The 25,983-nt window shown below is 28.3% G+C and carries 15 protein-coding genes and 8 tRNA genes; 6 read left to right on the top strand and 17 right to left on the bottom strand.

The features are described 5' to 3' along the window. Positions 1-744: 744 nt before the first annotated feature. The 6 genes from BMW96_RS10085 to BMW96_RS10060 all read right to left on the bottom strand — a co-directional run bounded on the left by BMW96_RS10085 (position 745) and on the right by BMW96_RS10060 (position 2,261). Positions 745-828: transfer RNA gene (locus BMW96_RS10085), tRNA-Leu, on the bottom strand. A 7-nt stretch (positions 829-835) separates the two neighbouring features. Continuing rightward, positions 836-911 (bottom strand) — tRNA-Thr (locus BMW96_RS10080). Positions 912-923: 12 nt separating this feature from the next. Next, positions 924-999 (bottom strand) — tRNA-Val (locus BMW96_RS10075). 4 nt (positions 1,000-1,003) lie between these two features. Continuing rightward, positions 1,004-1,079 (bottom strand) — tRNA-Glu (locus BMW96_RS10070). A 1-nt stretch (position 1,080) separates the two neighbouring features. After that, a tRNA-Asn gene (locus tag BMW96_RS10065) sits at positions 1,081-1,156 on the bottom strand. Positions 1,157-1,397: 241 nt separating this feature from the next. Further along, complete coding sequence (locus BMW96_RS10060; RefSeq protein ID WP_092355255.1) at positions 1,398-2,261, bottom strand: hypothetical protein; 864 nt, start codon at positions 2,259-2,261, stop codon at positions 1,398-1,400. A gap of 116 nt (positions 2,262-2,377) precedes the next feature. Here BMW96_RS10060 and BMW96_RS10055 point away from each other — a divergent pair, with 116 nt between their 5' ends. Next, the gene (locus BMW96_RS10055) at positions 2,378-3,223 is read left to right on the top strand and encodes an SPL family radical SAM protein (protein ID WP_092355251.1); all 846 of its coding nucleotides are present in this window, start codon (positions 2,378-2,380) and stop codon (positions 3,221-3,223) included. Between the two features lie 65 nt (positions 3,224-3,288). Here BMW96_RS10055 and BMW96_RS10050 read toward each other — a convergent pair whose 3' ends face one another. Then, entirely contained in the window at positions 3,289-3,972 is a 684-nt protein-coding gene (locus BMW96_RS10050) for an LppM family (lipo)protein (protein ID WP_092355247.1), read from the bottom strand. 132 nt (positions 3,973-4,104) lie between these two features. Here BMW96_RS10050 and BMW96_RS10045 point away from each other — a divergent pair. From BMW96_RS10045 to BMW96_RS10035, 3 genes are all read left to right on the top strand, one after another. Continuing rightward, positions 4,105-4,180 (top strand) — tRNA-Lys (locus BMW96_RS10045). Between the two features lie 58 nt (positions 4,181-4,238). Then, positions 4,239-4,712: a low molecular weight protein-tyrosine-phosphatase gene (locus BMW96_RS10040; protein WP_092355244.1), complete on the top strand. Its 474-nt coding sequence runs from the start codon at positions 4,239-4,241 to the stop codon at positions 4,710-4,712. Between the two features lie 414 nt (positions 4,713-5,126). Continuing rightward, positions 5,127-6,656, top strand: coding sequence for a metallophosphoesterase family protein (locus BMW96_RS10035; RefSeq protein WP_177165840.1), 1,530 nt, complete (start codon positions 5,127-5,129; stop codon positions 6,654-6,656). A 239-nt stretch (positions 6,657-6,895) separates the two neighbouring features. On the opposite strand, the gene BMW96_RS14200 is transcribed toward BMW96_RS10035, so the two are convergent. Beyond that, entirely contained in the window at positions 6,896-7,072 is a 177-nt protein-coding gene (locus BMW96_RS14200; RefSeq protein ID WP_157796145.1) for a hypothetical protein, read from the bottom strand. Between the two features lie 343 nt (positions 7,073-7,415). On the opposite strand from BMW96_RS14200, the gene BMW96_RS10030 reads away from it, so the two are divergent. Continuing rightward, positions 7,416-10,613, top strand: a complete 3,198-nt coding sequence (locus BMW96_RS10030) for a DEAD/DEAH box helicase (RefSeq protein ID WP_092355237.1) — start codon at positions 7,416-7,418, stop codon at positions 10,611-10,613. A gap of 156 nt (positions 10,614-10,769) precedes the next feature. Here the strand turns inward: BMW96_RS10030 and BMW96_RS10025 are convergent, their stop codons facing one another. The 5 genes from BMW96_RS10025 to BMW96_RS10005 form a co-directional block, all read right to left on the bottom strand. Further along, on the bottom strand, positions 10,770-11,765 hold the full coding sequence (locus BMW96_RS10025) for a PTS sugar transporter subunit IIC (protein WP_092355234.1): 996 nt from the start codon (positions 11,763-11,765) through the stop codon (positions 10,770-10,772). 1 nt (position 11,766) lies between these two features. After that, positions 11,767-13,128 (bottom strand): MATE family efflux transporter, encoded by a 1,362-nt coding sequence (locus BMW96_RS10020; RefSeq protein ID WP_244881303.1) that lies wholly within the window; start codon positions 13,126-13,128, stop codon positions 11,767-11,769. Beyond that, on the bottom strand, positions 13,128-13,886 hold the full coding sequence (locus tag BMW96_RS10015) for a putative ABC transporter permease (RefSeq protein WP_092355231.1): 759 nt from the start codon (positions 13,884-13,886) through the stop codon (positions 13,128-13,130). Before BMW96_RS10015 ends, BMW96_RS10020 begins: the two co-directional genes overlap by 1 nt. 56 nt (positions 13,887-13,942) lie before the next feature. Continuing rightward, positions 13,943-14,018, bottom strand: a tRNA-Ala gene (locus BMW96_RS10010). Positions 14,019-14,032: 14 nt separating this feature from the next. Continuing rightward, positions 14,033-14,109, bottom strand: a tRNA-Ile gene (locus tag BMW96_RS10005). Between the two features lie 482 nt (positions 14,110-14,591). Between BMW96_RS10005 and BMW96_RS10000 the strand changes: the two genes are divergently transcribed. Then, a complete protein-coding gene (locus BMW96_RS10000) occupies positions 14,592-15,071 on the top strand; it encodes a putative ABC transporter permease (RefSeq protein WP_092355228.1) in 480 nt (159 codons plus the stop codon). 39 nt (positions 15,072-15,110) lie between these two features. Here the strand turns inward: BMW96_RS10000 and BMW96_RS14510 are convergent, their stop codons facing one another. From BMW96_RS14510 to BMW96_RS09980, 4 genes are all read right to left on the bottom strand, one after another. Further along, positions 15,111-15,983 carry a collagen-like domain-containing protein gene (locus BMW96_RS14510; protein ID WP_244881302.1) on the bottom strand — a complete coding sequence of 291 codons (873 nt, stop codon included), beginning with the start codon at positions 15,981-15,983 and terminating at the stop codon, positions 15,111-15,113. 626 nt (positions 15,984-16,609) lie between these two features. Further along, the gene (locus BMW96_RS09990; RefSeq protein ID WP_092355225.1) at positions 16,610-17,329 is read right to left on the bottom strand and encodes an N-acetylmuramoyl-L-alanine amidase family protein; all 720 of its coding nucleotides are present in this window, start codon (positions 17,327-17,329) and stop codon (positions 16,610-16,612) included. Positions 17,330-17,404: 75 nt separating this feature from the next. Then, a complete protein-coding gene (locus BMW96_RS09985) occupies positions 17,405-18,757 on the bottom strand; it encodes an aldehyde dehydrogenase family protein (RefSeq protein WP_092355222.1) in 1,353 nt (450 codons plus the stop codon). Positions 18,758-19,299: 542 nt separating this feature from the next. Next, a complete protein-coding gene (locus tag BMW96_RS09980) occupies positions 19,300-25,626 on the bottom strand; it encodes an alpha-N-acetylglucosaminidase TIM-barrel domain-containing protein (RefSeq protein WP_092355218.1) in 6,327 nt (2,108 codons plus the stop codon). Between the last annotated feature and the right edge of the window lie 357 nt (positions 25,627-25,983).

Genomic DNA, 25,983 nt, shown 5'->3' with positions numbered 1-25,983 from the left:
TATTTCTAATTCATTTAACCAAGATGGTAATATAAGAGTTTCATTTCTTGTTTTACTTGAATTTCTTTTTATCAGACAATAAACATCAATCGCAATAAACACCACACACTAATTATTCTCTACTTTAATATTTTTCTTAGGAGCATCTTCAAATATTCAACTTATATGCTCATGTATCAGAGGTTTGAGCAAACAAAGAGATCCGAAATATAATAGCATAATTTTCAACGAAACACACAACGAATGAAAGCAAAGATATGCTTAGTTATAAGGTAGTACAAACAAGAAAAGCCAATAAACCTTGAAAAATAAGGATATATCGACAGTTTAAGAACTTATGCAAAGGTATGAAAAAATGTTCTATTTTAATAGGAAGAAGAACAATTTAAGACATCCCTATGCTACAAGGATGTGTATAAAAGTGAAAATCTAGTGAAAGTATAAAAATGGTTAGGACATTCAAGTATTACTACAAATACCTATACTCATTTAAATGTTCTTTCAAAAGCAAAGTCAGCAAATATAATATTAGATATCTTGCCTGATAGTCTCATTTAATCATTTTGAAAGTAAAACACAAATATTAAAAACTATATTTTTGGAAATAATAATCTGAAATAATATTAAAAATTATTTTCCATAAAAAAGATGTAGATGCAATTTTAAAAATTGATTTTCTATATTCATATAAAGAAAAAACTCCCAAAACCCTTATCAATAAAGGCTTTGAGAGTACCTAACAACTGGTGCGGATGACAGGAATCGAACCTGCACGCCAAAGGCGCTAGATCCTAAGTCTAGTGCGTCTGCCAGTTCCGCCACATCCGCAACAAAATGGTGCCGGCTAAAGGACTTGAACCCTCAACCTACTGATTACAAGTCAGTTGCTCTACCAATTGAGCTAAGCCGGCTTATAACTATAATGGTGGAGGTTAACGGACTCGAACCGCTGACCCTCTGCTTGTAAGGCAGATGCTCTCCCAACTGAGCTAAACCTCCAAAATGGTGACCTGTACGGGATTCGAACCCGTGAATGCATGCGTGAAAGGCATGTGAGTTAACCGTTTCTCCAACAGGCCATGGCGCTTGAAGTAGGACTCGAACCTACGACCGATCGGTTAACAGCCGATTGCTCTACCAACTGAGCTATTCAAGCAACTTGGTGCCCTAATATAATATCATTTATAATATATATATGCAATAGTTTTTTACATTTTTTTCAATTTTTATTAAATAAACAATAATATATCGCCTTTTCACTTAAATCACATCATATTAATATATTTTAAATAATACATTTATCCTATTTACTTCTATTTTTACCAAACAATTTATTACCTTCTTTTCAATTATATAAAAAATAATTATCTTTTTACTTTCTTAATTATTACATATCCTTACTTTATATATTTACTATACAAATCTATCTCACTACCTTCATCTATTGAAATACTTTCCATTTTCATTTCAACCTTACTATTAATACTATTTCGAGTATACTCTAAAACAATTCCTGTTTGCTGATCAACCAACATCGAAATCGTTCCTCCCTCAGTATATAAATCATTATTTATAATACCTTCAACCTGAAAAACATCTCTTCCTAAAAACTCTGTTTTACCCTTAATTGTAAAACTAGAATAATCAACCCCTAACTGTCTTAATGCAATATCTTCTGGAAATAAATACGGTGCTACATCCCCATATAAATCATTAGCAACTCTAGTTATATTAACATCTTCCACTCTATTTGTTAGTGACCAATCCATAAACTTAAATAAGTTATTCTCCCTACTTATTTCCTCAACACTAAACTGCTTTTTTTCTATTAATTCATTTAAAGTAAAATTTTCTAAATCCTTTTTATCCCCAGTAAAAACGTACATCTTCTCACTATCTCTAATCATTACCTGTTCACTATAATCATTTGAAGATATCTGATAAACATATGATTTATATTCAGGAATATTTATTTGAAATTCATATTCTAAATTTGACATATTATCTAAATAAGTAGAAGTCACTTTCATTTTTCCACTTATTAAATTATAATAATCAACACTATTAATCATCAACATCAATAAATCATGTTTACCTTGATCATTATCTTTAAACTCTACCATATTCTTAATAACTGTTCTTTGCTGATTTAATTTAGAAATATCAATATTCAATGCTGTAACAGGTTTTTCAATATCTTGCTCATTACATCCTGTAAATACTATTAATCCAGCTAATAATCCAATCCATCTATTTTTCATAATCTCAAACACCCTTTTTATTTTATTAAAACACTGTCACTGTCAAAAATATGTAAAAAAATAACATTAAATAAACTTTATGATTTATGTTATTATTTATTTAGGAAGTGATAACAATGAAATATCAAGAACTAGAAGCTAAAAGCGCTTTAAATAAAGTAAAAGGACGATTCCCATTCAAATGGGATTTAAATATCTATCGTGGATGCGAACATGGCTGCATATACTGTTATGCCATCTATAGCCATAAATATTTAAATGATTGTGACTATTTTGAAACAATTTATTATAAAAAAAATATTCTTTCCTGTTTAGAAAAAAAACTTTCTTCTCCTACATGGAAACATGAGATTATCAATATTGGAGGTGTTTGTGACAGTTACCAGCCATTAGAAGAAAAACTACAGCTAATGCCCGAAATTTTAAAACTGATGATAAAATATAAGACCCCTATAATAATCTCTACCAAATCATCTTTAATATTACGTGATCTTGATCTAATTAATGAATTATCAAAAATTACATATGTTAATATTGCATGTACAATTATTACAGTTGATGATAAACTACGGTCTATTATTGAACCTGGCAGTTCATCTTTAATAAATCGTTTTAGAGTTATTGATCAAATAAAAAAACATACTAATGCATCCACAGGAATACACATTATGCCCATAATTCCCTATTTAACAGATCACCCTGGAAATATAAATGGTTTATACAAAATGGCAAAAAAAGTAAATGCTGACTATGTTTTACCTGGCATCTTATATTTACGTGGTCCAACCAGGGCATATTTTTTCAATGCTATAAAAAAATATGATTATCATCTATACAAAAAAATATCTTCACTTTACTACCAAAAAGAAGAATTTAATCTTTATAAAAAAAATCTTTATTCAATGATCAATCAAATAAAAAAACAATATAACATTGACACTCCAACATATCCAAAACAATAACTTATTTCACTAAATAATATATATTAAAAGGATTCAAGTTTGAATCCCTTTACAATTTTTATATTTTAATTATTTTCATTTTTTTTCTTATAAAAATAAAAACCACCACCAGCAACTATTGCTACTAATGCAATTCCCCCAATAATTAAACCAGTGCTACCAAATGAACTAGAAGAACCAGATTTTTCAGAAACAATTGTAACATCAGATGTTAATTTATCTAAATCAGTTAACCCTAAAGTAACAACACCATTTTCAATTTTCCCAACTGTTGAACTTTTAATTTCCCCAGGCATTGCAATTTTTATACTAACTTCTAATCCCATTTTTTCCAATTGATCCATTGAATACCCAAGCTGCTCAAACTCGCTAGTATTAAAATCACCACTAACATCATCACCTTTAAGTTTTAAAGTATACTTGTCACCTTTAACTGTTAAACTATCCAAAATTTCTTTTGTTACATCCTCAGGTGCAGTAGCTTTAAACCCTACATATTGTTCACCATCAATCTTTTCATTAACACTCTTTAAATCCCACTTAGCATAAGTATCATCAGCTTTCAGCTGTTCTTTAATACTTTCTTGAGTCATGTTATAAGTATCCATCATTTCTTTAGAATACAACATTGTTAAATTAACATCAGCTTTATCTTTATCAGTAATGTTAATTTGATAACGGACTTTCATACACCCTGTCAATGCTAGCAGCATAACACACACCGTCAATAACTTTAATATTTTTTTCATTTTAATCCCTCCATATATATATAATTATAACAACATTTACCACAATTAGCAAAATTTATTATCATTTTTTTCAAATTACTTTACATTCTACTAAAAGTGTGATATTTTTATATAGCACTATTAAGTGTATATGACCCGCTAGCTCAGCCGGTAGAGCATCTGACTTTTAATCAGAGGGTCAGGCGTTCGAATCGCCTGCGGGTCACCATTGATAATTATGATGAACATATGTTCATCTTTTTTTAATAGATAAGGGGTATTTTGTAATGATAAAAATTATGTTTGTATGCTTAGGAAATATTTGCCGTTCTCCAATGGCTGAATTTATATTAAAAAATCTAGTAGAAAAACAAAATTTAGAAAAATTATTTTACATTCAATCATCAGCTACTAGTAGTGAGGAATATGGAAATCCTGTTCACCCAGGTACAAGAAATAAACTTGCTCAATATAATATTTATACATGCGGCAAAACATCTGTTCAACTCACAAAAGATGATTATGATAAGTATGATTATATTATTGCAATGGATACTTCTAATATAACTGGAATATTTAATATTATTAAAAGCGATCCCCAAAATAAGGTATCCCGTTTATTAGATTTTACCAATCATCCTCGAGATATAGCCGATCCATGGTATACTGGTAATTTCGATAAGACATATTCTGACATTTATCAAGGTTGTAGCGAACTATTAAATACATTGATAATAAAACATGGGTTATGGTCTAAATAAAAAACTACTTGAAAGTAGTTTTTTTATTATCACCAGAATTATTAGATACTAATAATTCAGTATGAATAATATAAACATCTCCACCAATAATACTACATAAATTTCAAGTGAAATGATATAATGTTTAGTGAAAAAATAATTTGTTGAAAAGGAATATTATTAATAATGAAAAAAGATAAATCGTATAAAAAATTAAAAAAATTTATTAATATATCAGTTATTTTGGGAATAATTGGTACCGTGTACTTGATACAATCTATCATATACTTTAAACAGAATTTTATATTCTTATTTATCTTAGGAATAATATTTATAATAATAGATTATATATATATTTATAAATTTTTATTAAAAAATAACATAAAAAAAATCAAATATACCGAAATAGATTTAAAAACCGAATATGATATAAAAGTGAAAAAAAGTATAAATTGGATTTTTATCTTTTTTATACAATTAATAATGTTTACTTTTAGTTCTATTACATTAATCTTTAATTCAAAAATTATTGAAATATTAGAACTATTCAATTATAGATTATTATTTTATGAAATAATTATTTTTATGATTTTAAAAAATATATTGAATTTGAAATTTTTGTTTAAACTAGAAAAATTAGATAAAAAAACAAAATGTAATAAAGAAATCATTAATGTTGTAGTATTTAATATAGTTTATTTTATTATTACTACCATTATTTATTTTGTATTTGAAAAAGTTTTTGTCTTATCACCAAGTTCAATATTTGTATCAATTTTATCAATAATAACAATAATATATAATTATACAAGAATAAATAAAATTAGATACAAGAAAAAAAAGCCGAATAAAATAGCATTAGTTATAATAGGAAGCGTAATTACTATTTTACTTGGTTACAGCTATTTATCTAAAGATATCTGGTTAGTTCAACCCTACATTAATTCTATTAGTTACTTAAATGATCATAACAATAAAATAAGTTATGATGAAAAAACTGGAATATATACAATTACAAAAGAAAAAGATGATTTCAAAATATTACAACTAACTGATATTCATTTAGGAGGAAGTGCCTTATCTTATGATAAAGATTTAAAAGCATTAAAAACAATATATTCACTACTTGAAAGAAAAAAACCAGACTTTGTCATTGTTACAGGGGATTTGACATTCCCTGTTGGATATGCCTCATTTTCATTAAATAATAAAACCCCAGTTGAACAATTTGCAGCATTTATGAGAAACACAGGGATTCCTTGGGCTTTTACCTATGGAAATCATGATACAGAAAGCTATGCTACTACTGATAAAAGTGAACTCAACAAGTTATATAAATCACTATCATATAAGACAAGCAGAACCTTATTATACCCCTATATTCAACCAAATATTACAGGAAGAAATAATCAATTTATAGAATTAAGAAATAGTGACAACACTTTAAATCAGGCATTATTCTTAATTGATTCTAATGCTTATACTGACGATGGATTTAACAAATACGATTATATTCACGATGATCAGGTAGATTGGTATAAAGAAAATATTGAAAAATTGAATAAAGAAGAAAATAAAACAATATCATCTTTGATCTTCTTTCATATGCCACTTCAAGAATATGAAACTGCCTATAATCTTTATCAAAAAGGCAGTAATGAAGTAAAATATTATTTTGGCTCTAATGATGAAAAAATGATTGATAAAATATGTGATTCCGAATATCCAAGTAAATTATTTAATGTGGCTGCCCAATTAAAAAGTACAAAAGGAATGTTTTGTGGACATGATCATTATAATAATATGTCATTAGAATATAAAGGCATTAGATTAACATATGGTATGAGTATAGATTATTTAGCAATGCCTGGTATAGCAAGAGATACTAAACAAAGGGGAGCAACACTAATAACTGCTCATAAAGATAGTACAATAGATATTGAACAAATACCATATACACAATAACTTATAATTTATTCTTATTTGAGCAAATCTTTATGATTTGCTTTTTCTATAATAAAAGATTTAGAATCTATCATACCTTTAAATCATAATTGTTTCTACTAAAACGTAGGTATATTTAAAAGTCTCATCTTCAATAATATCATGTATATATAAATTTCTTGAAGCATCATAGTATTTTTTCTAATTATTTATCTTTTATAAATAATTTGTTTTTAATAAATGAAATAATTTTAAAAAACTTATTTTTCAATATTCAAGAATATTTTTAAACTATACTTTCCTTCTTTTAATACATTAATTTCTTTATTATCACTTTCCTTAGTAAAAGTTTCAATCTTTAAAGCAAAATATCTTACCCAATAATATTTATCATAAACAATCTTTTTTTGATAAGATAATTTTTCATAAAAAATCAATCCATTTTCAAATTATATAATTTGAATAGTTCCATCACACTAGTATCAACAATGTGACTTGAACATGCAATCCGCCTATTACAAGCGACACGTTCTATTATTGGAATTATATCAACAACATTTTACTATTCCGATTTCTTCTATAAAAAAGAATATATTGATATCATCCATTTAAAATATTTTATATCATATACCTAAATATACTTTCTTGAATTATTTTATCATAAAAAGTCGTCATTGCTTTTATTATACAATGTTCGTATTTAAATATTTATTTTCTTAAATAATTTCTATTTGGTAATCATTAAATTAATGGTATAATAAATTATTGGAGGGAAAGAACATGTATATAAAAGATGATGAAATAAATAGAATATTTAATGAAAAGAACTGGAAAATTGCACATAGTTATTATAAAGATAACGCAATCACTAATATGTCTGTCTTAAAACAAGGAAATGAGTATCATATTGATGGTACTGTAGAAATATATGGACGTACGACTACCAGTCACATTGTTGTTGATACAAGTGGAAAAATTATCACCTTTGAATGTAATTGCCCTAATTGTCATAAAAACGAATTGGCCTGTGGTCATATTGGGGTATTATTATTAAAGTTTTACAGCTTAGATATGTCTGACATCCCATTCCAATTTAATCAAAAGATTGATTATCGTGCTAAATTCGAAGAATTCGAACGTATTCGTGAAGAAAAAATGATTCAAGCAAAACTTAAAGAATCTAAACAATTAATTGAAACATATCTAGATCCTAAAAAAATAAATATTACAGGTAACGATTTAATCGAACTTTATCCAACAATTAATTATTCTTTCAATCGACTTTTAATTAATTATCGTATTGGAAATTCGAAAACATATTTAATTAAAAATTTAAAAGAATTTATAAATAATTATCGTTATCATAAAACATATAATTATGGAAGTAAATTAATTATTGATCATAATCATAAATTATTTAGTAATGATGCATTAAAACAAATTACTTTTATCAAAGATAATAGTGAATTTATTGATGAAATAGAAAGATACCGTTCTATTAGTATTAATAAGCATAATATTGATGAATTTTTTGAAACATATTTAACTAATCTACATATAAATATATTTTTTACAACCATTGATTTAAATAATCTTACTATTAACATTGAAGATAAAGAAGAATATTTTGAAGTATCACTTCTTCCTATTGAAGGGGAACTAATAATCGGTACTCAATATATCTATTATTTAAATAATAATATTTTAAATCGCTATAGTTTAAGCATGTCTCAAATCACAAAAAAACTCTTAGAAAAACTAGATAAAGAAAATCTAATTATATCAAAAGAAGATTTTGGATATTTTGGAAAATATATAATTGATCAAATTTTACCATATATCTCTATTATTGGAGCAAATATCGATGATTATATGCCTAGCGTTATTACTCTGTTAATATATGTAGACCTAAACACTTTCGGTGATTTAACTATTAACTTAGAATACCGTGACGAAGAAGGTCATGTACTATTTGATGGTAAATACATAGACAACTATGAAACTAAGTTACCATTAAACGTTGATAATGCTTTAACCTTAATCGATGATTATGCAAAATATGATGAACTTACTAATATGTATTTGATTACCAACAGTGATGAAGATGTATACTATTTTATCAAAAATATTTTACCTGAACTTAATCAATATTGTGAAGTATTTGTAAGTGAAGATATTAAAAATATTAATAAACCTAAAAATATCTCTTTAAATATTGGGATTCGATTAAAAAATAATTTATTAGAAATAGATTTAGATAGTATTAATGTTTCTAAAACTGAAATACAAGATATATTGAATTCAATCCAAAGAAAAAAATCTTATCATCGTTTAAAAAATGGAGAATTTATAAATTTAGAAGATAAAACATTAAATGAAGCCTATAACTTAATTAAAGATTTAAATCTTAGCAATGAAAATATTAAAGATGGTTCTATTGTTATCGACAAATCAAAAGCTTTATTTCTAAACCAGTTATCTTTAGATAAAGAATCAATTACATTTAACCGCAATCAACAATTTCAGGAACTTATCAACAAATTAACTTCCAGCAAAAATAATAATTATCCTATTCCTCAGCCATATCAACAAATTTTACGAGAATATCAGTGTCAAGGCTATAAGTGGATAATGACAATGAGTGAATATGGATTTGGTGGAATTCTAGCTGATGATATGGGATTAGGTAAAACACTTCAAATGATCACAGTTTTAGAAAATACAAAATCTGATCATAAAGTTAGTATTGTAATTACTCCTGCAACCCTAATTTTAAACTGGCAAGATGAAATAAAAAAATTCTCTACTAATTTAAATGTTCTATGTATCTCTGGTTCTTTAGAAAACCGTAAAAAATCAATTGAACAAATAAACAATTATAATGTTATCATTACCTCTTATGATTATTTAAGAAGAGATTATAATTTATATAAGGATTATTGTTTTGAATATATTATTTTAGATGAGGCTCAGTATATTAAAAACCAAGCAACCAAAAATGCTAAAGCTGTTAAAGAATTAAATGGAATTCATCATTTTGCTTTAACTGGTACACCAATTGAAAACTCATTAGCTGAACTATGGTCTATCTTTGATTTTTTAATGCCAAATTATTTATTTAATTACCATTATTTTAAAGAACATTTTGAACGTCCAATAGTTCGTGATGAAGACAAAGATGTTCAACATCGATTAAAGAAAATGGTGGAACCATTTATTTTAAGAAGAACTAAACAAGATGTATTAGATGAATTACCTGATAAAATTGAAAACAATATAAAGATTGCTTTTTCAAAAAATGAAGAAAAGTTATATATTGCAAACTTAAGTCAAATAAACAATAAATTAAAAACCACTTTAGATGTAAAACAAATTGACAAATTTCAAATTTTGTCAATGATGACTCGATTAAGACAGTTATGTTGCGAACCAAGAATATTATATAATGAAATTCAGGAACCTAGTTCCAAAATGAAAGCATGTCTGGATATTATTAGAAAAGCTAAAGAAAATAATCAAAAAGTATTATTATTTTCATCATTCACCACTTCTTTAAATTTAATTGAAAAAGAATTACGTAAAGAAGACATCTCTTATTACGTGTTAACTGGTTCTACAAATAAAATTAAACGTCATCAATTAGTCAATGCTTTCCAAAACGATAATACTAATGTGTTTTTAATATCATTAAAAGCTGGTGGAACAGGATTAAATCTTACATCTGCTTCAATCGTAATTCATTATGATCCATGGTGGAATATGTCTGCACAAAACCAAGCCACAGATAGAGCCTACAGAATTGGTCAGACTAATAACGTACAAGTATATAAGCTAATTATGAAAAATAGTATTGAAGAAAAAATTCAAAAATTACAAGAACAAAAACAGGATCTATCTAATATATTTATTGAAAATAATAATGGAAGCATTACAAAAATGTCAACTAATGACATTATTGCACTTTTTTCAATCGATTAGAATCTAAACAAAAAAACAATGATTTTCAGTTATGCATGTAACTGAGTCATTGTTTTTTACATAAATAACAATACTACTTATACAACCTAATTAAAAAAGCTAAGCGAATTTAACTTAAAAGTTTATTCCATCATAGCTTTTTACTGTATATCCAAACTATAATCGTTCTAATTTCAAATCACCATTTTTAATAAAAGATAATTTTTTAAACGCTTTATAAATCCCATACGTTAAAAATGCTGGAGCCACTAAATCAATAACAATCAAAGGAACCCAATAATTAGTCCCCATTACATTAACAGCTTCTAAAATCCCTACCATTCCTGCTGTTCCCATTCCTGAACCAACTGGCGAACATGAAATATTCAATAAACAAGTTGATATAGGTGCAATTACAACACTAGTAATAATTGGCGGTATCCAAATCATTGGTTTTTTAACGATATTTTTAAACTGAAGCATACTAGTTCCTATTCCAATAGCAATAACATCACCTATGTCATTATCATCAATCGACATAACCGCAAAACCAATCATTTGAGCACAACACCCTGCCAATGCTGCTCCTGCAGCTAGTCCATTCAGTCCTAACATCACGCCAATTGCAGCGCTAGATATCGGTGCAGTCAAAGCCATTCCCATCAAAACTGCTACTACTATCGACATTAATAACGGCTGCATATTTACCCCTTGATTAATTAAATCACCAAGCCAAACAATTAACTTTGTTAAATATGGTCCCACAAATATTGTGACCAGCCCAGCAGCTACAATTGAAGTAAATGGCACGATTAATATATCAATCGGTGTTTTTCCCTGAACAAATCGAGTTACCTCAACCGCTACAATCACAGCAACAAAAGATACAATAGGATTACCAACACCAGCTACATTACCATTAAAAGTACCAGCTCCAATACAGCCTGCAATAATAGCAGCTATTAAATTTAAACCCTTAGCATCAATCGCATAACCAATCCCTGCTCCAATTGCTGGTCCCATCAAAAGAGTTGCCACTTCGCCCCAAGTAACTAATTCAGTTATATTCGCAAAAGCACCCAACTGCTTTAAAATTGTTCCAATTATTAAACTACAAAAAAAGCCATAAGCCATACCATTCAAAGCCTTAATAAAATAATTATCTTTTTTCATCCTAGTCTCCTACTACTGCAATGTTTTTTACCCAGCGCTCTTTTTTAAAGAAAAATATGGCAATTATCAATTTAATTATATCTAAACTTTCAACGATTAAATATAAGGTAATTAATGATAAACTCGTATATGTTGATAATATCGTTGATACCAGAACTCCTGCTACCCATAAAAAAACCGCATCCATCAACATTGTGCTCAATACATCTCCACCAGCTCTTAAAATAAAAAACACACATACATTATAAGCATAGATATTAATCATCACTGATTTTATCCTAACCAGAGCTATAATTGTCTCTTTTATCGGAACATCAACATTGTATAAATTAGGTATAAACGGTGCTACTATAAAACAACATGTACCAATCGTTAAAGAAACCATCAAAGCAAAACACAATAACTTTCTAGCATTATCTCTTGCTTCATCTAGTAAATTTGCCCCTAATTTATTTCCAATCATTATTGATACTGCTGATGACAAACCACCAAATGCAATAAACATTATATTTGAAACAGTATCAACTACCGATATTGAAGCAACTAAATATTCATCACACCTAATATACGATTTAAATATCATTGCCTGTCCCACCGAAAATAAAATTTCATTCATCGTTAACGGTAACGCTTTATGAACAATCCCACCAAGAAGATCTTTATTAATATGCAACATACCACTTAAATCAAATTTAAAGAAATGACGATTTTTCAACAACACAACCAAATAAATTGTCATCTCTACTAAACGAGCAATTAAAGTTGCAATCGCAGCACCTCGAATCCCTAATTCTGGAAACCCCAAGTTTCCAAAAATCAAACAATAATTCAATAATGTATTTGTCAATACCGCAACCGTTCCTACCTTTAACTGGATTTTATTTATTCCTACTGCTCTCAATGTCATCATACATGTAAAAGAAATGCTAAAAGGAATATACGTAAACTTGGCAAAATACAAATAATTAACCGCTTCATCAACAATTACTGGAGTCTGTGAGAATAACTGAATTGCAAACTTAGGAAATATGAACATTGCTATAGTAAAAAATATTGCTGCCCCAAGTGAAAACACCATATTAATATTAAAAACTTCCTGACATTTTTCCTTTTTCTTCGCCCCATAATACTGAGCAATATAAATACCAGCAGCCCCACATAATCCAAATAAAACCGAATTAACAATCAAAAAGAAACGATTCGCTACCGTCACTGAAGTTAAAGCAATATTACCAACACTACCTATCATTACATTATCAATCAAATTTACAAAAGTTGTAATAAACTGCTGTCCCATTATTGGTAAAGCAATATTAGATACTTCTCTATAAAATTGTTTTGTCCCAAAATATTTTTTCAACACTAATCATCCCTCCGTTTCTTTTTAATAATATGTGGAAAAGCTCTAATTAAACGACGATAACGATATCTAAATAATTTTTCTTCTTCTAAAAGTTTCCTTAATAACAATTGCTGTTTTTGCCACTCTAAACCATGCTGTTCTAACTTTTTAAACAACTTTGCCTGTCTTTTTTCTAAACCAGCAATAATTTTTTCTTCCTTCTCATCTAAGATTTGCTTTACAAGCTCTAACTTCTTGTCAATCTTTAAAGCAGTGCGTGTAGTTATAATCGTATCAACAATAAAACATCCACCTAATACAATACCAATAATAAGTAAAACATCTTTATTAATCACCATTAATTGTTTAACAAAAAATGGTTGGATATAATTTACCACTACTGCACTAAACAAACCAAAACAAAGAAATCCTTCCAAACAAATTCTCCCATTAACATTAAAAGCCTTTTGGCTATAATCCCACCATCTTCGATGAAATAATTCTTCCATTATAAAAGAAGTAATATATTCCAACAAACAGGATACTACTCCACCACCTAAAACCAAAACATAAAAAGGATAATTAACATGACGAATATCAAATAACACGATTACCAATATTGCTCCAAAACCATAAATTGGAATCCAAGGGCCATACAAAAAACCTCTATTATATGGTAATTGTTTTCTAGAAAGCGGTAAAACAAATGACTCCCAAACCCAACCAAAAAAACAATATAGATAAAAAGATATAACTAATATCATTAAATAATTCGTCATATTTCTACTCCTTTATATAATTAAAAAGCCTGCATAAGCAGACTCAAATTTTAAATTGGTGGAGCCTAGCGGGATCGAACCGCTGACCCCCTGCGTGCAAGGCAGGTGCTCTCCCAGCTGAGCTAAGGCCCCAACTAAAATATATATGGTGGGCCTGAATGGATTTGAACCATCGACCTCACCCTTATCAGGGGTGCGCTCTAACCAACTGAGCTACAGGCCCATCAATCGACTGCCCAAACATAATACCATATATATATATAATCGTCAATAGTTTAAATGTTTTTTTGACAAAAATTTTTATTTTCGTAAATTAAAAAAACTAAATTCCACCCCTGACATATAAATAATGGAATTTATTAATTAAATACCTTTCTCCATTCAAATCCAAAATCATACTCCAAAACCAATAAAACAACATCAACCGACTCAACCCAAGAAAAAAACTCTTTCATTATTAATAAATATGTAAAATATTAATAATTCAATTAAATCCCCTAACCATTTCAAATATGATCTACACATAACTAAATGCAAATCCCCTTAAAAACAATATTAAAAGATATTTTATACAATTTAGTGTCATAATAAATAAACCTATCTTAATAATTTTTATTAGTGAATTTTATTAAAAAACAACACTTATTATATATAATTTTGCATATTTATTTATAATTATCATAGATTGTATTACAGGAGGTAATAATGATTAAGTTTGCTATATACACATTTTTAGGTTTTATTATGGAATCTATATATGTATCTATATTAAATAAAAAAATATATTTTTCAGGTTTATTAAAAGGTCCTTTTATCCCACTATACGGTTTTGGAGCTTTATTAATTTTAAAAACTACACCATATTATCAAAATAACTTCGATACTTTTTTCTATTCTTTAGTTTGTTGTACTACCTTAGAATACCTAACACATTATTTTTTAGTAACAGATTCCAAAATCGAAATTTGGAATTACTCTAAAATTCCACATAATCATCATAGTAGAATATGTATGTTTTATAGTCTCATGTGGGGGATTCTAGGAATAATTCTTGTCAATTATATAGATCCATTTATCAACAATATACTAATTCATTTAAATTATGATCTACTAAACATAATTGCACTAATATATGTCCTAACTATCATTTATCAATTTTATAATCATAATTATAACAATCATTGAAAAAACTATATTAGTTATAACCTAATATAGCTTTTCTCATTACGCCACCATAAAGGAAACATCATCCAAATCCATAGATTGGCCACCTCCAGCGACAACATAAAAAGCAACTCTTGCTTTTACTGCACCACTTGGAGCTGCTCCACTAACAAGTCTAAAATATCCAAATGAACGATTTGAATTAATTAAATCTTGTTCTCTTACAATAAGCTGATTAGTTAATAACTGATTATTTTGATCATCAAGGAATGTTATTGTTGCACGCAATCCAATTTGTTGTCCTTCACCATGAGCAAAAAATGAGAGTATATAATAACATCCAACCTTTATATCAACATCTTGATATAAATCTGAACCATCTTGCATATTGACAGATAAATTCCCGCTGTGAACACGTCCAGCCTGATCAACACTTTCTATACTAATAGGTGTAGTAGAGTTCCAAGAAACTGGTAAATCACCTATAAAATCTTCCATACCTCCATTCAATATCTGCTCGCCTAAAGATGCACATCCTTCTCCTCTTGGCCCTGTTGGTCCTGTTGCTCCAGTATTTCCTGTTAGCCCTGTCGGTCCTGTTGCTCCAGTACTTCCTGTTGGCCCTGTCGGTCCTGTTGCTCCAGTACTTCCCGTTGATCCTGTCGGTCCTGTTGCTCCAGTATTTCCTGTTGGCCCTGTCGGTCCTGTTGCTCCAGTACTTCCCGTTGACCCTGTCGGTCCTGTTGCTCCAGTATTTCCTGTTGGCCCTGTCGGTCCTGTTGCCCCAGTATTTCCTGTTGGCCCTGTCGGTCCTGTTGCTCCAGTACTTCCCGTTGGTCCTGTCGGTCCTGTTGGACATCTTATAATAATCGGGGGTCTACAACGACAACAAGGGCACCATATACAACTATTATTACTTATACAACGATTCATTATCTCACCTCCTTCTCTAATTTAATATATGTGATTTTAAAAATATCATATATGTTTATATCCATGTAAAAAGAATATATTACAAAGTAAACTTTAAAAATTCGTTCAGCTCTTTTCATAAAATAAGAAATCATATAACAAACACTTTACTATAGTGAATTACTTTGCTTCTTTTTTAATAATCTTCATAATATAAGCATTTTATACATATTTAAATCAATTTTCCCTTCAATCACCTTTAATAAAATAATAATTGTTCCAACATATAACTTGAAAAACATTACAATAAGTTAAGTAATTAGATTAATAAACCCATTTCCATAATTTAACCATAATCGAATAAGAAAAGAGTGTAAGATAGTTCTAAAAAGAAATATATTAGAACAAAATAACTATATTTCTTACGTTTAGTTAGTTCAAAATCTCGACATAGGACCAATCTCCTCCTTGTAAAAGCTCATGGTGAATTTTCAATATTTAGATATATAACATACCCAATATACTAAAAAAGACAATATCTATCAGTTATGTTTAACGAGATCATATTAACTGAAACATTGTCTTTTTTATTTATAGGAGTAACTAGTTCATTTCATTATAGTCACTACTTTCATTCAATTATACTATTAATTTAAAATTTTTTCAAAATCCTCTTTTTTTATAGTATCTTCGGGATATTTTTCTCGATAATTTTCTAAACCATCACAAATCTTTACTGCTAGTTTTTGATGATATTTGCTACTTTGAAGCTGACCTCTCTCATTTGCATTTGAAATAAACCCACATTCAATCAACACTCCAACCGTTTGTGTTGCTCTTAACACCCGAAAACTTGAACCTGATATTCTTTTTGGACTTCCCGTTATCTCTTTCATTGTAGATTGAATCTCTTCTGCTAACCGCTTACCTTTATCACTATTTTTATAATAAAAAACTTGAGATCCCCAAGCACTTGAAGCTGGTGCAGAGTTTAAATGAATACTCATTAAATAATCACTCTTATAAGAATCAATTTTTTTAACTCTTAGATACATATCATCTTGCTTAGAATAATGATGATTACGTTTAGTCATATCTTGTTCATCTTCACGAGTCATGTATACTTTAGCACCACGACTTTCTAATTCATCCTTCAATGCAAATGAGATTTTTAAATTCAATTCAGATTCATATATTTTTCCAACACTAGCACCATTATCAAGCCCACCATGTCCTGGATCAATCACCACAGATACATCCTTTAAAGTTAATTCTTTACTAACAGCTACCATACCATTTGAATAAAAACATTTTGTACATACATATACAGCAACCGTTATCGCAATTATTAGATATGTTCTTTTCACAAAATCACCTATCTAAATATATGCTCTAACAAATTAAATAATACTCAATAAAATAAATTCAATACTTTAAAACATTTACCTTAAAACCTTTTTTACTAACTTATATATATATTTAGAATATGGTGGATATAATGAAATAATATCCCTTTTTATAACTCGATGATGAATTGTTTGTTTATGACTAAAAGCAATGAAACTATCTTTTCCATGATATCGACCTATTCCAGAATAGCGTATTCCACCAAATGGTACTTTAGAAGATATTAAGTGACTTATACAATCATTAATACAAGCGCCTCCAAAAGATAATCTTTTTGTTAGAAAATTAATATAATGTTTATCATTAGAAAAAATATACATAGCTAAAGGAAATGGATGTTTTTCTATAATATCTACAACTTCATCACGATTATTATATGTAACTATCGGTAATATAGGTCCAAATATTTCTTCCACCATATAATTACTCTTATCACCATTAACTAATGTAGGTTGAATCCATAAATCATCTTTATTATAATTACCACCAGCATATATCTGTTCTTCATTTAAATATTTAATTAAACGATTAAAATGCTTCTCATTAACAATCCTCCCATAATCATCTTTACATAAAAATTTTTCAATAGTGACTTTCCATAATTTTATAAATTCATCTTTCAAATTTTCAGCAATTATCAAGTAATCTGGAGCAATACATGTTTGTCCAGCATTTAAAATTTTACCCCACGCAATTTTTTCTACTGCATCCTTTAAAACTGCACTATCATCTATGATTGCAGGACTTTTACCCCCTAGCTCTAATGTTACTGGTATCAATTGTTCACTAGCTGCCATCATCACTTTTTTACCAACTTCTATACTTCCAGTAAAAAATATATGATCAACTGAACTATGTGTTAAGGAAGCAGTTATGATTGAATCCCCTAAAATACAATAAATATATTCAGAAGCAAATGTTTCATCAATAATCAATTTTATTATTTTTGCTGTTGATGGTGCATTTTCAGATGGTTTAACAATTGCACAATTACCTGAAGCAATTGCACCAATCAAAGGTTCCATAACAAGTTGAAAAGGATAGTTAAAGGGTCCTATAATCAAACTTATCCCTAAAGGTCGATAAGTAACAGTATCATATGATCCAAATAAATAATATGGTGATAATTTTTTATGTGGTTTCATCCATTTTTTCAAATTTTTTTGTATAAAACGAATACTATTTAAAACAAAACCAATCTCAGTTGAATATGCCTCAAAAACAGGTTTTTTTAAGTCTGAGTATAGAGCCTGTTCAATTTCTTTTTGATAATACTTTATCTTTTGATAAAGTATTTCCAATTGATGCTTTCTAAAATTATAATCTTGCGTTTTCATTGTTTTAAAATAATTACGCTGATATAAAACAATTTTATCAATATCTTCCATTTAATACCTCCCAAATAATATTTTAATTAATAGCATATTTATATAATAAATTTTGTAAAAAAGATTGTCTAAAGTTTATATTAACACAATAATCTTAATATTTTTCAATATATATCATTTAATCAAAAACAGTCAACTGTTACCTAAAAACACCTTAACACTTTAACTATACTAATTAATCAAACAATTCCTAACAAAATTAATTATCAATTTGTTTCTCTTAAAATACATTATATCTCTTTACCATATTCAAACATATAATCCTCTTCAATAAAATTTATTTCTGCCCAAAAACTATATCTAACAACTCTTTTTAATATGAACCTATTCATAACTTTAATGATTTATTTAATATCACAACATAAAATATACTACTAAAAATTATTATATCACTACTCATTATCAACTAATCATCAGCTTTATAAAACTTAACAATAAAATCTAATCAAAATATTTCACTAATTCTCCACCACTTCCATAAAGGATTATAATTTTCACACTAAAAAAACTTTGAATTTTATCATCAAAGTTTTTTTAGTAATTTATTCTTTGTAAGCTTTTTTACTTATAAATATTAAAGCAATTAAACTTATCATCATTAACCCAGAAGTTATCCCAATTATACTATCATCACCAGTCTTAATTGCAATTGTATCTCCTGGTTTTACTTCAGATACATTAGTATTTACTGGGTTAGCTATTAATCCAGCCATTGCTTTTGTTAGAGCTGACACTGCAGTTTCTACTTCTTCTTTTGTTGCTTCTGGATTATTTAATACTACATTTGCCTTCTCTACTTCAACATCTACCACCTTTAATGATGCTTCAGAATAGTTTGCTCTGTTTAGTCCATTTGCCTTCTTGATTAAACCACTTAATAAATCTTTATTTGGTTTTAATCTTAAGTTTACAAATGCTTTTACTAATTCACTATATACTTCATCTACTTCTTCCTGCATTGCATTTTCGTTACTTAATACACCTTCTGCTTTTTCTAATACTGGTGTCATTGCATTCCATGTAGATTCTATATATTCACTTGCTGTTAAGTTTGCTATTTGATCTACCATCTTTTGTAATGCTGTTTTATCACCCTTGAAGAATTCCAACATATGCATTACATTTGCTAATCTAGTAAATGCATTATCTACATCAGCTTGGGTAGCACTAGCATTAGCATAAACTGTTTGAGCATTTTGTAATGCTGCATTAAATTCTTCTACTACTACTGGTACTATATTTTCTAAGCTTGCACTTTCCGCCATATCAATAGCAATCTTTAATCCTGCTTTGTTTACATTTTCTTTAACAACAAGATTATCAATGGCATTTTGAAGATTAGTAACTGCAGTATCAATTTCATCTTGAGTTACTGCTTCACTTAATAATTTGCAGGCTTTTGTATATGCTTCAACAAATGTATCTTTTGTTTGCCCGTCTTGATATTCTTCTAGATTTATATCTTTAGCTATATTAACTAATTGTTGTAGCTTTTCTGTATCTAATGGTTCTTTTACTTGACCCATGACAATTAATTCATTAACTTTTACTGGAGTTCTTTTTCCTGAACTTTCTAATTGAACATTAGTAATTTCTAATTTAATATAATGAGCAAAAATATTTTCTAATTCATAAATATCTTCACCATCATTTGGTAAATTATTAGTAGCTTTAGCTCCTATTTCAAACCATTCTTTACCATCAATACTTCCATAAACTGTATAATGATGCCAAACATTGCTGCCAAAACTAATTTCTATTTTATTAATTTGATACTCTTGACCTAAATCAACAATAGCCCAGGCTGGAGTAATTTTATCTTCATATGGCACACCTGTTAAACTTAAACGACCTGCATCCCATGAACTTGATAAGTTATTATCAACTAAACGTTTAGAATTTCCACTTGGATCATTATGCGCTGTTACGGTTTTATTTACCGCTAAATTAAATACCCCACTTAAATTTAAATCAATTATTGCATCATATAAATTCCAATATACAGTATTAATTTCATCTGGAGCAGCCACATTATTTATCGCTTCTACAGCTACTTTTAATGTATTTTCAAAATATGAAATCTTACTTTGTTCATTACCACTTGTATTTATATCATTTCCAAATCTTACAAGACCTTTTAATTGATCCAATGTCGGTAAAACTCTCTCTCCATAAGCACGAATTTCACTAATACTTAACGCCATTTCATTATTTATACCAACAACTTTAATATAACGAATACTACCTTGAACATCAAATTTTGTTTCTTTATCTAAGCCTTGACCTACTTTATCCCAATTAGTTCCATCTTCACTAACCCATACATCATATGTATTACTATCACTCATAATAACATCAATTTCACTTAACTGGAATATTCCAATTAAATCTAAAATAATTTCTGGAGCTTTTTCACCTTTAGCTTTGGCAATATACACTGTAGATACATCACCATCATTAATAGCACCAGCTTTAGCTTTAATAACATTGCTATCTTTTACAATTCCTTCAATTGCAACATTTCCAATATTAGCATCAATGTCACCACTAATTGTACAATTTTCTAATACTTTATTTAATATGTCATAAACTTCTTCTGGAGAATCTTTAGCATCTCTTGTATATTCTTGATTTGCCATATTCCATTTCCAATATAAATCAAAATAACCATTTTTATCTATATTATTTAATGGTGTTCCTTTTTCCATATTATCTTCTACACGATTTAAATAATCTTGCCAAATATTAGTATAAATATCTTTAAAAATACCTTCATAATTACGCCATCCATAATCTTTTAAACTACGATGCCCTGATCTTGAACCCCAAGAAGTAATTAAAGCTTTAGCATTCATTGTAAATGAATCCATTGCAAAATCATCATAATTTGAAGCAATATCTTGGGCTTTGCCAATCCATTCACCACCTAATTGTTCTTTTTGGGTTGATTCTACTTCATTTAAAATTTCAAACGCTTTTAAAAATTCCTCTTTATATTTCTTAAACGCTTCTAAATCATCAGAATTTTTAGCTGATAAAACATCATTATATTTCAATACTGCATAATTACTTACTTGTTGGCGCATGATTTCACTCAAGTCATATAAATAACATTCACTATCTTTAAACTTATCAAAATCTCTAATAAGCAATCTTAATGCACTTTCTAATTTATCTCCACCATAAGGGATATTTTGTACCTTATAATCTTGTGGTGCTTTAGACTTCATTCCAAATAATTCATTTGTATATCGTACACCATGATCATAATTTGCCTCTTTCATAATTTGCCAAGCCATTTTAGCATTTTGAGAAGTACCACCATATCTTCTTTCAATATAACTATTAAGCCAAGTATTTAAATCAAAATCATCACTCGCCCATGCTAAATCAAAAATTAAATCATACATCACTGGATTATCATATTGAGCTTCAGATATGATACCTAAACCAACCATATGTGAAGAATTTTTTCTAGCTTCCATAATATCATTTACCATGACTTCCATTTGTCCATGCATTGAAGGATTACCACCAAAATTTGCAAGCAATCCCCATGCCCAGCTAGTACCATTAAATTCTTTGGCATCTAATTTTGTACTACCATAACTTGTACGATCATATTTAGTCCAATCTGAAATAGGATATTTGATCAAATCAACAATTAATACATGATCTTCTCGATTATCTTTCATTCCTTTTAATAATTCATTAGTTGGATTACTCTGCCATCCCTGTACTACCCAAATAGCATCTTGATCATAATCAAGCATTGATTCAAGTACCTCAGTTGCAATAGTAGCATCTCCTAAACCACTTGGACGAATCCCCCCTTCATGGAATGGATCTACAGCATAATAATCACTAGTCGCACCATAAACAAACTCTTGTGCTTCATAAAATAATTTTGCATATTCATCATATTCTTTAGAATCTGTTGCAATCATATCTGGTCTACTAAAACCATTCCAATTTCCTTGTTTAATAATCTTTACATCTGGCTGATATTCACTGAAGTTAGTTGGTACCATTCCTGCATACCCTTGTAAAATTGTCTGCATCCCTAATGAATTCTTCCATCTTTGTGTCGATCTAGCTAACTCTAAACGATCTTTTACATATCCATCAGGAACAGGTCCTCCAAACGATTCCATATTATCCATAAACTGCCACGCATAATAAGCAGGTCCACTTAACCAGTCTTTTGCATCATCAAAAGAATATCCAAAATTCATTAAAAATTTAATCCATGTTGCTTCCTGACCTGCAAGATCAAGAACTACATTTACTCCATTTAGTGCTAACCAGTCATTTTCTCTTTGCCATTGTTCTTCACCAAAGAAAGCAAAAGTATAACTTAATGTACAATAATTATAAGCATAACGAACTTGATAAGGTGTATTGTTTTTTACTGTTTTATTTACCTTAACTAATTCATTTGGCATTTTTACTTGCATTGTCTGTTCTGAAATATGCACATTTAAATAATTTTTATAATAATAATTCAATCCTGTTGTAAGTGACAATCCTTCATTTCCTCTGATATGAATCTTACCTTCTTTATCACTAATTTCATACCAGTCATTTATACTATCATCATCTACAAGTTCAAAACTAAACCAGTCACGATATTCACTACCAATAGTACGATCAATGATTCCATAAACATTTTCAATCGTTTCTTCTTTAGTAATTACAGCTGCATATTTACTTTGAGCATAAGATGTTACATCAAGAATCTCTTCTAATGTTCCTGTTTTTAAAGAATCTGTATTTGATTTTATTACAGTTCCATAAGCCTTAACTTCAGCTAAATACGCTTTATCATCTCCTTGATTATATTCTATGTACACTCGAACAATACGATAAGATTGTGGTGTATCAAAAATAATTTCATCTCCATCAGTTGTAGCTAAACTATCATTGTGTTTTTGATATAAACGATTAAATGTCGAACCATCATTACTTCCATAAATTGTATACCAGCAATTCTTTCCTTCAGGAACATATATTTTTAATTTTGTTAAAGCATAAGTATCCATTAAATCAATGTCTACATATGATGGATAAAATAAACCTGACCAATATGTAGAAGTATCTCCATCAGTTACTTGATCACTTAAAGTCTTTGATAAATTACTTCTAGTTGGTTTTTGATATGCAATATTACCAACATCTTCAGGGTCCTGCATTAATACTAAAGCCTCTTTTGCTTTTAATAATTGATCATAAGCCACATGAGTCTGTAATGCAGTTCCACTAATGCATACTTCTTCTACTTCATTCAACACTTCATTTAAATGAGCTAGACTTTCTTCTGTATAATTGCTTGTATCAAGTTCTTTACATTGTGTTATTAAATTTTTTAATTGTTCACGATAATTTTTATATGATGCATTAATCTTAGCTTTAAGCGTACCATCTCCACTTTCTTTGCTATGAAACATGATTGATGTATCTAACTTATTTTCTGCACAAACAAATACTGTAATTTCCTTAGTCCCTGCTTCAATTAGCTTAATTATTTTTTCACTTATATCAATACTAACAGCTTTTTGAAGATCGTTTTTTATTTCATATTCTTCTCCTTGATTAATTACAAAATCACCAAGAAGATTACTGCTATCATGTTTAATTGATTCTGGACGATTATTCCATGTAAGTGATGTTTCACTCCAATTAACTTCATCAGTATAATAGAAATGATATGTTTGATTTCCTTTTTCAAAACCAGGATTTTTAAACATATTAAAGTTTAATTTAATTGTATCAAAATTACTATTAGTAACTTCATCTAACGATGGTAAAGCAAATTTCATTACTCCAATAATTTCATTTCCATTAGGATAATATTTAGAATTAATAACTTTATAATCTTTTCCTACATACTGCGATCCATGAGCCTGTGTAATATTTTCATAATTATATACAGTTGTTTTTTTATCACTTCTAATAAAACCATCTTCCAGTACTGGATATTCAGCAATTAAACTGTCCTTTGCTAAAAGCAATGAAGCATAAGCATTTTTTAATTCATCTATTGTACCATTTGCCAATATATCCTTAGCATAATCTAAACTATCTTTTAATGAATCATAACTTGCTTGATTATAATTTCCTTTTTCAATTGCATTACACTCTTCAATTAACTGTTCTAACTTATTTCTATCATAATTACTATTAGATGCAATTAACTTAGCACCACGTGTACCATCTCCACTTTCTTTACTATGTATCATTAATGAAGTGTCAGCTCTTAACATCCCATCAGTATAAACAGTAATTGTTGGAACCCCTTGTTGTATTAATGAATTTATTTTTTCTGTTACATCAATACGAATTCGTTTTTCATCATCATTTTTACTTTCATATTCCATACCTTGGGGAATTGTAAAGTCAAATAAAACATCACCAGTTCCAATTGATGATGGTTTGTTATTCCATGTAAGTGATGTTTCACTCCAATTAACTTCATCAGTATAATAAAAATGATATGTTTGTTCAGATTTATTGTAATCTGGATTTTTAAAAATGTTAAATTCAAATTCATATGTATCTAACTCATTTTGTGTAACTTCTTCAAGAGATGGCAATCTTAATTTCATTACACTCATAATCTTAGAACCATCAGGATAATATTTTGTGTTTATTACCTTATAGTTCTTACCAGTATACTGATCACCATGAGCTTGGGTAATATTTTCATAATTATAGTTTTTATTTGCATTATTACCACTTCTGATATAAGCATCCTCGCTAACCAGATATACTAATTCATCATCTGTTACAGCTTTTGCATAATTAATACCACTAGCAAAAGTTGATAAGATGATTGCTAAAACAAGAATCCCTTTTAATAATTTTTTCATACTTTTCCTCCTTCATTATTCAATGTAAATTAAAAATTTTATTTATAAATATATTATAATATATTTATTATAGTAAAATCATACAATCAATAGTAAAAATATACAATTTATATCAAAAAACACATACTGCCTAAGTTAATTAATTATACTTAATGTTATTATTTCTATAATTGTTAATCAAACCTTAGTACTCACTGCCTAATTTTCTTAGATAAACCTTAACTAAGTACTATATTAAACTTACTAGTCAAATAAAAAATCACCCGAGTTTCGAAGACAATTTATCTATACAATCTAAATTATTCAGTAATCATCAGTGTTATTGGATTTTTTTTATGTCAATTTTCTTCTTTTCTA

Source organism: Thomasclavelia cocleata (assembly GCF_900102365.1).
GTDB classification, from domain to species: Bacteria; Bacillota_I; Bacilli_A; order Erysipelotrichales; family Coprobacillaceae; genus Thomasclavelia; species Thomasclavelia cocleata.
The sequence above is the reverse complement of the archived record's forward strand: the minus strand, read 5'-3'. Positions and strand labels throughout refer to the sequence as shown.